The sequence below is a fragment of the Nocardia sp. NPDC101769 genome (assembly GCF_044766925.1).
Lineage (GTDB): Bacteria > Actinomycetota > Actinomycetes > Mycobacteriales > Mycobacteriaceae > Nocardia.
Window position 1 is genome coordinate 24119 of the sequence record NZ_JBIWMX010000022.1, and the last position, 11990, is coordinate 36108.

An 11990-nucleotide genomic window follows, 5' to 3' on the forward strand; every position below is an offset into this window, starting at 1 on the left:
CGGGAGATCGAAGGACTCCGGCTACGGTCGGGGCATGCGCCTTGTACCGGGGATCGTCATCGCGGTGACCGCACTCGTGCTGTCCGGCTGTTCCAGCGGCGACAACTCGTCCACCCGATCCGCGCAGACCAGCAGCGGATCCCCGAGCAGCAGCAGCACCACCACCGCACCGCCGATCACGGCTCCGGCGCAGCAGGATTGCGCGGCCGGCTACCTGTCACAGTTCACCCTGCGGCAGAAGCTGGCGCAGCTGCTCACCGTCGGCGTCACCGGTGAGGCCGACGCCGAGAACGTGGTGAAGACCGAGCAGATCGGCGGCATCTTCATCGGCAGCTGGACCGACAAGGCCATGCTGGCCCAGCACCAGGTGGACGCCGTGCAGAAGGCCTCGCGGACACCGCTCATGGTGACCATCGACGAGGAGGGCGGGCGGGTCTCGCGCGCCAAGGACCTGATCGGGGCCGCGCCCTCGGCCCGGGTGATCGCGCAGACCATGAGCCCGGACGAGTTCTACACCTTCAGCCTGGACCGGGCGCAGAAGCTGAAGGCGCTGGGCGTGACCGTGGACTTCGCGCCCGACACCGATGTCAGCAGCCAGCCCGACGACTCGGTGATCGGCGATCGCTCCTTCTCCGACGACCCGGACGTGGTGGTGCAGTACGCGGGCGCGTTCATCCGGGCCTTCAAGGACGCCGGCGTGGGCAGCGTCATGAAGCACTTCCCGGGCCATGGTTCAGGGTCGGGCGACTCGCACACCGGCGCGGTGCAGACCCCGCCGCTGGATCAGCTGCAGAACAAGGACCTGGTGCCGTTCCGGAATCTGGTGGATTCGGGCGCGGCGGTCATGGTCGGCCACCTGGATGTACCCGGGCTCACCACCCCGAATGTGCCGGCCAGCATCAGCCCGCAGGCCATGGCACTGCTGCGGCAGGGCACCGGCTACGGCGCAGCACCCTTCGACGGCGTCATCTTCACCGATGATCTGGGCGGCATGGCGGCCATCGCCAACCGCATGAGCATCGAGGACGCGGTGGAGGCCGCCCTGATCGCGGGCGCCGACAATGCGCTGTGGATCACCACGGACGCGGTGCCGAAGGTGCTCGACCGGCTCGTCGACGCGGTCAACGGCGGCCGCCTACCGGGAGCCCAGGTGGATGCCTCGGTGCTGCGCATGGCAAAGTTCAAGGGCTCCGCGCCGCACTGCTGAGCAAACTTCCGGTTTCGAGCACATCTCGCGGATCGGCGCGCCGCGGCGCGAAAGCGCTGCTGAGCGCGGCATTGGCGAATGACCGGCAATTCACGCTCGCGGAACTTACCATGGAGTAAGATAGGGACTTCGACGCTCGTCGAGAGCGTCGACTGTCCGGTTTTAGGAGAGTGAATGGCAGGCGGAACGAAACGGCTTCCTCGCGCGGTGCGCGAGCAGCAGATGCTCGACGCCGCCGTGGAGGTCTTCTCGCGCAAGGGGTACCACGACACCTCCATGGACGCCATCGCGGCCGAGGCGAAGATCTCCAAGCCGATGCTGTACCTCTACTACGGGTCCAAGGACGAGCTCTTCCGCGCCTGCATCCACCGCGAGAGCATGCGGTTCATCGAGGCGGTCGCGGTCGCGGGCAATCCCAAGCTCACCCCGCACGAGCAGCTGCGCGCGGGCCTCGAGGCCTTCCTGTCCTACGTGGACCAGAACCGGCTGTCCTGGCAGGTCCTCTACCGGCAGGCGCTGGGCCAGCAGCCCTTCGCCTCCGAGATCGCCAACAGCCGCGACCGGGTCATCGAACTCACCGCCAAGTTGCTCGAATCCAGCGCCAAATACGCCGAACCGGGCACCAATTTCGAGGTGGTGTCGGTGGCTGTGATCGGCGCGGGCGAGGCCATTGCCGACCGGGTCGCGAGCGGGCAGATCGATATGGCCGAGGCCGTGAACCTACTCGACGATCTGGCCTGGCGCGGTCTGTCCGGCAGCAAGAAGAAGACCGAACCGGTCTGACCCGACGCCCGGGCTGTCCGTCGCCCGGCCGACTTGCCGCCACGCCTCTCGCCTGCCACAGTTCGCTGCGATCGTGTTGCAGGACGGCCGATTCGGCCGGGGATGGGGATCGTCGTTGTTCGGCTTGCTCGAGCCTTGTGCGCACAGTGCGGCGCGCCACGGTATCGCCCCGTCGGCCTGGCAGACCCATTTGTGCGGTCTCTGCCTGGGTTTGCGTGACGGCCACGGCCAGCTCGCGCGCGCGGCGACCAATACCGATGCCATCGTCCTCGAAATACTCACCGAAGCACAGCAATCCGAGCCGTCCGCCCACACCGGCGCGGGCCCCTGCCCGTTGCGCGGCATGCGCCGGGCCGAAGTGGTCGCCGCCGACGCGCCCGGCGTGCGCCTCGCCGCGACCGCCTCACTGCTGCTGGGCGGGGCCAAGATTCGCGACCATGTCGACGACGGCGATGCCCACCGCCTGGCGCGCCGCCCGCTCACCCGCGTCTCCACCCGGTGGCACGCCCGGGCGCGCGCGGCCGCCGAACCCCTCGGCCTCGATGTCGAACCGCTGATCGCCGCGATCGAATCACAGCTGCGGCTGGAGAATTCACCCGAGAGCACCCTCGACGAGCTGACCGCTCCGACCCAGCTCTGCGCGGCGGAATTGTTCGCGCACACCGCGATTCTCGCGAACCGGCCCGAGAATGCCGACGCGCTACGTGAGGCGGGATGGCATTTCGGCCGTATCGCGCACCTGGCCGACGCACTGCAGGACCTCGACGCGGACAACGCCCAGGGCCACTTCAACCCGCTGTCGGCCACCGGAACCACCCCGGAACAGGCGCACGCCCTTGTCGCCGAATCGAATTCACTCCTGCGCGCGGCCCTCGCCCGCGTCGCTCTGGACCGCGCCGCCACGGTCTGCTGGATCCTGCTCGACCCGCTGGGAGGCGTGGTTCGCAAACTCGGCCGGGCCGTGGGCATCGCGCACACCTACACCACCCACACCTGTGGCACGCACTCCGCGGCGGCGTCCGGGGCGTCACCGCGCGGCGGGCAGCCCTGGCAGCCGGGTCCCGGACCGCACTATCCCGGGCTCGGCAGACCGCAGTACCCCGGCTCGGAGCCGCAGTTTCAGCCGCCGAAGAATCGGAACTTCGGGGCCGCGAACCCGCCCGGAGCGAAGCGGAGGGAAACAGGACCGCACCCGCTGAAACAGCGCTCAAAGGTTCGCGGCCAAGCGCGGGGGAGCGAAGCGGAGGAGCGGAGGAGGGAAGAATCGAGACTTCGGGGCCGCGAACCCGCCCCGGAGCGAAGCGGAGGGGCAAATCGAACACAGCCGGGGCTGGTGCCGCCCGGGCCGGGAGGACCGCCGATGCAGCGGCCGAGCCTGCTCGAGGGTCTGGGGATCATCGGCACCCAGTACTGCACCGGGTACGCATGTTTCAAGTGGCACACCGGCCCGTGCAGCGGGCATCGCAAGGAGCCGTGGATCGATCACTGCGATTGCGACTGCTGCGATTGCTGTAGCAACTGCGGCGGCGGCCATCACCACGCCGCGGGTGGCGGTGGCGGCTGCTGCGACGGCCACGGCTGCTGCGACTGCAATTGCGGCGGATGCGATTGCGACTGCTGCGACGGCGACTGCTGCGACTGTGACTGCTGCGGATGCGATTGCAGCTGCTGAACGCCCCGAGCCGAGTCCGCCGCGAGCGCACCTGCTGCGTCGTGTGATCGCCGTGCAAGGGGCGTGCAAGCGGTCGTGCCCAGGCTAGGGGGCATGACAACGGCACATGTTCCGGTTCTGGTGGTCGGCGGCGGTCTGGTCGGGTTGTCCGCCGCATTGTTCCTCGAATACCACGGCGTCCCTTATGTTCTGGTGGAGCGGCGCGCGACCGCCTCGCCGCTGCCGCGTTCGCGGGGGCTGCACACCCGCACCGGTGAGATGTACCGGCAGGCCGGGGTCGAGGCGAAGATCCTGGAGGCGGCGGCGAGCGCGTTGAAGGCGGGGAAGTTCGGTGGCGCGTGGACCGGCGAGTCGGTACGGACCGCGGAATCGCTGGATCTTTCGGGGCTGGGCGCGGCGATGGCGGCCGCGGATCCGAGTCCGTCGCAGTTCGTGTTCCTGCCGCAGGTGCAGCTCGAACCGGTGCTCGCGCAGGCCGCCCGGGAGCGCGGCGGCGACCTCCGATTCGGTACGGAGCTGGTGGAATTCGAGCAGGACGGGACGGGTGTCGCCGCGCTGCTGCGGGACGCCTCGGGTGCGCGGTCGCTGCTGCGGGCCGACTATCTGATCGCGGCGGACGGTGCGGGGAGTCCGATCCGCCGGGCGCTGGGAATCACCGGCCGGGAGCTGCCGCCGACCCACCACTACCTGAATGTGTTCGCCCGCACCGATCTCACCGGCCTGCTCGAGGGCCGCGGCTTCAGCCAGTGCGAGATCACCGGCCCGAGGGTGCGCGGACTCGTGTTGTCCAAGAACAACACCGACGAATGGTCCTTCCACATCGAATACGACCCAGCCACCGAATCGCCCGCCGACTGGCCGGACGCTCGGTGTATCGGGGCCATTCGCGCCATGGTCGGCGCAGCCGATCTCGACGTGCGGATCCTGGCCCGCAGCGCCTGGGACACCGGCACTTTCGTGGCCGACGAGTACCGTCGCGATCGGGTCTTCCTGGTCGGCGATGCCGCGCACCGCCACGCGCCCTGGGGCGGTTACGGCGGCAATACGGGTGTCGCCGACGCGCACAATCTGGTCTGGAAACTGGCGGCCGCCCTGCACGGGAACGCCGGTCCGGCCCTGCTGGATTCCTATGCGGCCGAGCGCCGCCCGCGCGCCGAAGTGGCGGTCGAACAGTCACGTCTGGGCACCGACTTCCGGACCCGCTACGGCATCGAAGCCCCCGGCAATGCCGACGATCTGGCCCGCAGGCTGGATATGGGGACGGTGATGACCCGCTACCGCTATGCCTCGACAGCCGTCCTCACCGTGTCCGGCGCAGCCTCGCATGTCGCGACTCCGAAGGGTCGGACGGGAACCCGCCTCCCGCACTGGTGCGTCGACGCCGGCTGGTGGACCACCTCCACCCTGGACCTGTGCGGCCCGGGTTTCACCCTGCTGGTCGCGGGTCCGGCCGGGCCGTGGCGCCCGGCCGCCGCGCAGGCGCAGCGCACCACCGGTATCGACCTGGCCGTGCACGCCCTGCCCGCCGCCGACTTCGCGACGCATGCCGGGCTGTCCGCGGGCGAGGCCCTGCTGGTCCGGCCGGATCACCACATCGCGGCCGGTCCCGATTCCGGGCTGACTCCGGACTGGCTCGGTGATGTGCTGGCGCTGCTGGTGGACGCCGGCAATGCGCCGATGCGCTCGGCCATCGCCTGACTCGCTCCGGAAATACAAGAGCCGCACACTGTTTCGGCCGGATGTAGAAACCCCTGCGTGGCGACATCCGAAATACGAAACAGTGTGCGGCTCTTCACCCCCGTCGGGCGGACCGCCGTACGGCGGTCCGGCCGAATCCTCGGGTGTCAGGCTCGACACTCCCTCGCAGCGTGGGTTTTCGACGCAACCCGCGCTACGAGGTTTCAGCGCAGCGTAGCGGTCAGGTGCGGGTAGCCCTTCTTCGGGTGCTTCAAGGACAAGTCCCACCCACCGGACACCTGGTTCGCGTACAGGTTCACCGTGGATGGCAGGAAGATCGGCTTGCCGAACTTCACCGCGTAGGTGACCCGGTCGGGGATCCGGCCCTCGAGCGCGCCGAGCACCGTGGCGGCCGACCACATGCCGTGCGCGATCGGCTTCGGGAACCCGAAGGCCTTGGCGCCCATCGCCGAGGTGTGGATCGGGTTGTGGTCGCCCGAGGCGCCCGCGTAGCGGTTGATCATCTTCTGATCGACGCGCAGCGCGCGCAGCGGCGGGGGCGGCACCTCGTCCGGCTTGGGCTCAGGCTTGGGCCCGCCCGACAGCGAGGTGCGCTGCTGGTGCAGGAAGGTGGTGACCTGACGCCACACCAGCTCCCGGCCCACACTGACCTCGGTGACGGCGTCCACCAGCAGTCCCTTGGCGTGCTCGCGTAGGTTCTCGATGTGGGTCTCGAAGTCCAGCGGCTCGGACACCGAGATCTCGCGGGTGCGCTCGATGACGTTCTCCGCGTGCACCGCGCCCACGGCCACGAACGGGAAGTCGCGGGCGACGACCAGCTGCATGGCCAGCGGGAAGCTGAGCACGAACGGGTAGGTCAGCGGCAGCGCGTCGCCGAAGCGCAGGCCGGTGGCCCGGCAGTAGGCGGCGAGCTGGTCCGGGTCGACCTTGAAGCCCTCGAGCCGGACACTGCGGTCCGGCAGGGCGGGCTTGCGGGCCGACAGACCCGGCACCGGCAGCGCGCCCAGGGCGGCCTTGACGAACAGGCCGCTGTTCTTGGGCACCTCGGTGAGGTTGATGGTCTGCGTCATCATGCTCCGATCAGGGCCTGGCCGCAGACGCGAACGATATTGCCGGACACCGCATTCGACGCCGGGGAGGCGAAGTAGGCGATGGTCTCGGCGACGTCCACGGTCTGACCGCCCTGCAGCAGCGAGGACAGCAGGCGACCGCCCTCGCGGGTGGCCAGCGGGATGGCGGCGGTCATGGCGGTCTCGATGAAACCGGGGGCCACCGCATTGATGGTGATGCCCTGCTCGGCCAGCTTCGGGGCCTCGGCGTTCACCATGCCGATGACACCGGCCTTGGAGGCGCCGTAGTTGGTCTGGCCGCGGTTGCCGGCGATGCCCGCGATGGAGGACACGTCGATGACCCGGCCACCCGTGCGGAGCGCGCCCGCGGCCACCAGGCCCTCGGTGATGCGGTGCGGCGCGGCCAGGTTCACGTTGATGACCGAGTTCCAGCGGCCCTCGTCCATATTGGCGAGCAGCTTGTCGCGGGTGATGCCGGCGTTGTGGACGACGATGTCGATGCCGCCGAAGCGCTCGGTGGCGAAGGCGGCCAGCTTCTCGGCGGCGTCTGGGGCGGTGACGTCGAGGGCGAGCGCGGTGGCGCCGACCTTGTTGGCGGTCTCCGACAGCGCCTCGCCGGCGGCCGGGATATCGGCCACGATCACGGTCGCGCCGTCCCGGGCGAAGACTTCGGCGATGGTGGCGCCGATGCCGCGGGCGGCACCGGTGACCACGGCGACCTTGCCCTCCAGGGGCTTGTCCCAGGAGGCCGGGGCGGTCGAGTCGTCCTTGCCGACCCGGAAGACCTGGCCGTCGACGAACGCCGACTTGCCGGACAGCACGAAGCGCAGGGTGGACTCCAGACCCGTTGCGGCCGTGGCGGCTTCGGGGTGCAGGTAGACCAGGTTGCTGGTGGCGCCGCGCAGCAGCTCCTTGCCGACCGAGCGGGTGAAGCCCTCCAGCGCGCGCTGCGCGATCTGGGCGTCGACCGATTCGGTGAGCTCGGGGGTGGTGCCGATGACCAGCACGCGGCCGGAGGCGGCGATGCTGCGCATGGCGGGCTGGAAGAACTCGAACAGCTGCTGCAGCTCCTCGATGGTGCGGATGCCGGTGGCGTCGAACACCAGCGCGCCGAACTTCACGCCCGGGGTGACCGCATCCACGAAGGTGTAGTCGCTGAGCAGGTTCCGCACGGCGTCGGCGACGCGGCCCTTGCCGCCCAGCAGCACCGGGCCGGGCAGCGCGGCCTCGCCGGCCTTGTAGCGACGCAGCGTCTCCGGCTGCGGCAGGCCCAGTTTCGAGGCCAGGAAAGCGCCCGGCGCGGAGTGAACGAACGATCCGTACAGGTTGGGAGCGCCCTTGCTCTTGCTGGCAGCCACGTTTCCTACCTTCTCTTGTGTGGGTGAGTGGTCCTCGCCCGCTCGGGCCTTGCGCACCGGCCTCGGGAGCGGTGTTGCGCACATGTGCGGGGTACGGTGTCGACAATTAACTTACTCCAGAGTAAGTTTAATGTAAACCGAGTGGCGCGCATCCACCGCGATCGCGCGTGCCGGAAATCCCACCGACGAGACACTGGAGACTCGAGTGACCACCAAAGCCCGTTCGGCGAAGGCCGCGGCCAAGACCACCAAGCAGGCCCGCCCGGTTGCCATCCTCGGCGGTAACCGCATCCCGTTCGCTCGTTCCGACGGCAAGTACGCCCACGCCTCCAACCAGGACATGTTCACCGCGGCCCTGAACGGCCTGGTCGCCCGATTCGGCCTGCAGGGCGAGCGCCTGGGCATGGTCGTCGGCGGCGCGGTCCTCAAGCGCGTCGGCGAGCACGGCATGATCCGCGAGAGCGTGCTCGGTTCCACCCTGTCGCCCTACACCGCGGCCCACGACCTGCAGCTGGCCTGCGGCACCGGCCTGCAGTCCATTGTCACCGTGGCCGACGGCATCGCCCTGGGCCGCATCGAGAACGGCGTCGGCGGCGGCACCGACACCACCTCCGACGCGCCGATCGGCGTGAGCGAGGGCATGCGCGAGTGGATGCTCGACGCCAACCGCGCCAAGAAGAACTCCGACTACGTGAAGCTCGTCGGCCGGCTGCGTCCCTCGATGGTCGGCATCGAGATCCCGCGCAACGCCGAGCCGCGCACCGGTCTGTCCATGGGTGAGCACGCCGCCATCACCGCCAAGGAATTCGGCATCTCCCGCGAGGCGCAGGACGAGCTGGCCTACCTGTCGCACAAGAACATGGCCGCCGCCTACGACCGCGGCTTCATGGACGACCTCGTCACCCCGTTCCTGGGCCTGACCCGCGACGACAACCTGCGCCCGGGGTCCACCATCGAGAAGCTGGCCACCCTGAAGCCGGTCTTCGGCACCAAGCTGGGCGACGCCACCATGACCGCCGGCAATTCCACCCCGCTCACCGACGGCGCGTCCGCGGTGCTGCTGGGCTCCGAGGAGTGGGCGGCCTCCCGCAACCTCTCGCCGCTGGCCTACCTGGTGGACTCCGAGGTCGCCGCGGTGGACTACATCCACGGCCCCGACGGCCTGCTCATGGCCCCCACCTACGCGGTGCCGCGCATGCTGGCCCGCAACGGCCTGACCCTGCAGGACTTCGACTACTACGAGATCCACGAGGCCTTCGCCTCCGTGGTGCTCGCCACCCTGCAGGCGTGGGAGTCGGACCAGTACTGCAAGGAGCGCCTGGGCCTGGACGGCGCGCTCGGTTCGATCGACCGTTCCAAGCTGAACGTGAACGGCTCCTCGCTCGCCGCGGGCCACCCGTTCGCCGCGACCGGCGGCCGCATCATCGCCCAGATCGCCAAGCAGCTGGCCGAGAAGGGTGGCGGCCGCGCTCTGGTCTCCATCTGCGCCGCGGGCGGCCAGGGCGTCGTAGCCATCGTCGAGCGGTAGTTCACCAGGGGCCACGCCCCTGAACCCCTTGGAGGATGGGGGCATTGCCCCCAACCCCCGTTTCCGTATCGAGGGCGGTGCCCGGCCGGGCACTGCCCTCGCCGCTGTCGGGGACCACCTCCGCGACCCAATTCGGTTTCAGCTCACCAGATTCAGCGTCCGGCGGGCCAGGTCGGAGATGCGGGTTCTGTCGTAGCCGGTGACAGAGCTGTGGACGGTGTCATGGAACGGCGCGGTCCAGTGGGCGGGGATGGCGGCGGCTCCGGTGAGGATGCCCACCACCGAGCCGGCGGTCGCGCCGTTGGAGTCGGTGTCCCAGCCGGCCTGGACCGTGAGGGCGATGGTGCGGGTGAAATCGCCTTCGCCCCAGAGCAATCCGGCGGCGATGAGGCAGGCGTTACCGATGGCGTGGACCCAGTTGTAGTGAGCGTGGCGGGTGTGGATGGCGGTCACGGCCCGGTCCCAGGACATGCCACCGCGGTGGTGGTCGGTGACCTCGGCCAGAGCCCGGGCCAGGCGGGATCGGGCGGGGATGACCGAGTCGGCGACGGCCAGCGCTTCGGCGGGTCCGGGGGCGGTGAAGGCGGCGGCGATCAGCGCACCCGACCACATGGCAGCCCATAAACCATTGCCCACATGGGAGATCGAGGCGTCGCGGGCCGCCGCGGCGGCCGCGCGGCGGGGTTGACCGGGGTGGGTGTAGCCGTGGATGTCGGCGCGGATGAGCGCGCCGATCCACTCGCGGTAGGGGTTGCGGTAGGTGGCGGTGTCGGGCGGGGCGAAACCGTCGATGAGGTTGCGGTAGGCGACGCGTTCGGCGGTGTAGGTCTGCTGGAACGGCAGGTGCTCGAGCCACAGGGCCGCGACGTCGTCGGGGGTGAACGACCTCCCGCGCTGCTCCAGCAGGTGCAGGCCGAGAATCGGGTAGTCGACGTCGTCGTCGCGGGGACAGCCGTCGATACGGCCGAGAGTGGCTGTGCGCCAGGAACTTCGGCCGTTGGCCTCGGGCGGCAGCGGGTCGGCGGCGGGGACGTAGTCGCGCAGCGGATATGCCTCGTTCTCCTCCAGATACCCACGGATGCGCGCGGGTGTCCAGACGAAGCCGTTCTCCAGGGGTTTGCCCAGCGTGCAGCCGGTGCAACGGCCGAGCCAGCCGCCGTGGATGCGGTCCAGCAGCTCCGGCTCCCCCAACGCTGGAACCGAATCCTCTTCGGTGTCAGCCTGATTCGTGCGCCACGGCGCATCCACCCACTCGGTGTACGGCCAGTCCGGCAGTCGCGGCGCCCGCTCCACCCGATCCAGCAGCCGCCAGCAGGCCCCCGGAATCGCCTGCTCGGTATGCGTGAGATCGCGCACTTCCTCCGCGAAATCGTCGACCGCGTAACCGGATTCGGCGCGCTGACACCATTCGTAGTACAGCAGGGCGCGCGGATCGGCCTCATGGTGGCCGAAGAAGGCCGACTCTATGGTCACAACACCGCCTGGGTGGCCGCGACCACCTCGGAGAGCAGGGGCAGGGATTCTTCGCGCTGTGGCACGCGCGCCCACCAGCGGCCCTCATGGGTGTGACGGCCGAATCCGGTGGGCAGGATGACATTACTGCGATGCGGGCCGATGTCGACGCTGTTGCGCTCGAGCACCTCGAGGCACTCGTCGGAAGGATAGCCGTCGAAGACCGCCAGGAAGGTGCGGCGCGGCGGCTTGTCGCGCACCAGCACGGGGCCGGCCACACCGCGACTGACCATTTCGTCAAGGATCAAGGCCCCCAAGGGTTCCGGGGTGTTCAGCGCCGCGATGGTGTCGACCAGCGGTAGGACCACGAAACCCGGTGTTGTCACATGCACGTGGGGGAGACCGAACAGGGAGCGATACACACGCGCCCACTCCTGCGGGGTCGTCAGCTCGTCCAACCGCACAATCCACCCCTCGTTCGGGCCCTGCTCCAACGACGGCGATGTCGATCGTCGGCGAGAGCCGACGTTTTCAGTGAAAACCCGTCCCTCGCATCGCACCACCGGTTTGGGTGAATCGTTCGCAAACTGTGGAGAACTTGCGACGCGACGAGGATTGCCAAGTCCACTGAACGGTCTGTTTCCGGAGTAGCCTCGGGGATACAGCCAGGCGTTCCTACCAGGAGGTTCGTCATGCCCTGCGATTTGATGCTCATTGCCTACGACGGCTCCGAGAATGCCCGGCGGGCCGTCGAATACGCGGGACGGTTCCTGGCCGCGAACAGAGCCGTGGTGCTGACGGCGTGGGAGCCGATGGTACGCCAGGCCGCGCGGTTGTCGGGACTGTCCGGGGTGATGCAGCCGGAGTGGATGACCGACGACGAAATAGAGGACGTCGCGCTGGTGGACGCCCGGAATATCAATGCCGAAGGCGTGCGGCTGGCCAAGCTGGCGGGCCTGAACGCCGAGGCGCGCACCGCCGAGTGCACCACCACCATCTGGAACGCCATCGTCGAGACCGCCGACGAACTGAACGTCGACATCATCGTGGCGGGCACCCGCGGGGCCACCGGCATCCGGGCCCTCATGCATTCGAGCGTCGCCGACGCCGTGCTCAAGCACTGCCATCGCCCGGTGCTCATGGTGCCGCCGGGCCGTGAACCCGCCGAAAAACGGGCCTGACGCCGGGAAACCCGGACGGCCGGGGCCCGCGCACCCCGGGC

Annotated in this window: 10 protein-coding genes; 6 read left to right on the top strand and 4 right to left on the bottom strand. The window is 69.4% G+C overall.

Annotation, left to right across the window (positions count from 1 at the left end):
- Positions 1-34 precede the first annotated feature (34 nt).
- The 4 genes from ACIRRA_RS29270 to ACIRRA_RS29285 all read left to right on the top strand — a co-directional run bounded on the left by ACIRRA_RS29270 (position 35) and on the right by ACIRRA_RS29285 (position 5360).
- Positions 35-1207, top strand: coding sequence for a glycoside hydrolase family 3 N-terminal domain-containing protein (locus ACIRRA_RS29270; protein ID WP_402774593.1), 1173 nt, complete (start codon positions 35-37; stop codon positions 1205-1207).
- A gap of 174 nt (positions 1208-1381) precedes the next feature.
- The gene (locus tag ACIRRA_RS29275; RefSeq protein WP_356995924.1) at positions 1382-1990 is read left to right on the top strand and encodes a TetR/AcrR family transcriptional regulator; all 609 of its coding nucleotides are present in this window, start codon (positions 1382-1384) and stop codon (positions 1988-1990) included.
- 115 nt (positions 1991-2105) lie between these two features.
- On the top strand, positions 2106-3662 hold the full coding sequence (locus tag ACIRRA_RS29280) for a DUF5685 family protein (protein WP_402774596.1): 1557 nt from the start codon (positions 2106-2108) through the stop codon (positions 3660-3662).
- A 93-nt stretch (positions 3663-3755) separates the two neighbouring features.
- Positions 3756-5360, top strand: a complete 1605-nt coding sequence (locus ACIRRA_RS29285) for an FAD-dependent monooxygenase (protein WP_402774598.1) — start codon at positions 3756-3758, stop codon at positions 5358-5360.
- Positions 5361-5563: 203 nt separating this feature from the next.
- On the opposite strand, the gene ACIRRA_RS29290 is transcribed toward ACIRRA_RS29285, so the two are convergent.
- Together ACIRRA_RS29290 and ACIRRA_RS29295 are read right to left on the bottom strand one after the other, a co-directional pair.
- Positions 5564-6433 (bottom strand): MaoC/PaaZ C-terminal domain-containing protein, encoded by an 870-nt coding sequence (locus ACIRRA_RS29290; RefSeq protein ID WP_402774601.1) that lies wholly within the window; start codon positions 6431-6433, stop codon positions 5564-5566.
- Positions 6430-7788: a 3-oxoacyl-ACP reductase gene (locus ACIRRA_RS29295; RefSeq protein ID WP_402774603.1), complete on the bottom strand. Its 1359-nt coding sequence runs from the start codon at positions 7786-7788 to the stop codon at positions 6430-6432. The genes ACIRRA_RS29290 and ACIRRA_RS29295 overlap by 4 nt, the downstream gene beginning before the upstream one ends.
- 205 nt (positions 7789-7993) lie before the next feature.
- Between ACIRRA_RS29295 and ACIRRA_RS29300 the strand changes: the two genes are divergently transcribed.
- Positions 7994-9316: an acetyl-CoA C-acetyltransferase gene (locus tag ACIRRA_RS29300; RefSeq protein ID WP_356995929.1), complete on the top strand. Its 1323-nt coding sequence runs from the start codon at positions 7994-7996 to the stop codon at positions 9314-9316.
- A gap of 138 nt (positions 9317-9454) precedes the next feature.
- On the opposite strand, the gene ACIRRA_RS29305 is transcribed toward ACIRRA_RS29300, so the two are convergent.
- Together ACIRRA_RS29305 and ACIRRA_RS29310 are read right to left on the bottom strand one after the other, a co-directional pair.
- Positions 9455-10789 (bottom strand): ADP-ribosylglycohydrolase family protein, encoded by a 1335-nt coding sequence (locus ACIRRA_RS29305; protein WP_402774606.1) that lies wholly within the window; start codon positions 10787-10789, stop codon positions 9455-9457.
- A complete protein-coding gene (locus ACIRRA_RS29310; RefSeq protein WP_402774609.1) occupies positions 10786-11226 on the bottom strand; it encodes a hypothetical protein in 441 nt (146 codons plus the stop codon). The genes ACIRRA_RS29305 and ACIRRA_RS29310 overlap by 4 nt, the downstream gene beginning before the upstream one ends.
- 234 nt (positions 11227-11460) lie before the next feature.
- On the opposite strand from ACIRRA_RS29310, the gene ACIRRA_RS29315 reads away from it, so the two are divergent.
- A complete protein-coding gene (locus tag ACIRRA_RS29315) occupies positions 11461-11949 on the top strand; it encodes a universal stress protein (RefSeq protein WP_402774611.1) in 489 nt (162 codons plus the stop codon).
- Positions 11950-11990: the final 41 nt, after the last annotated feature.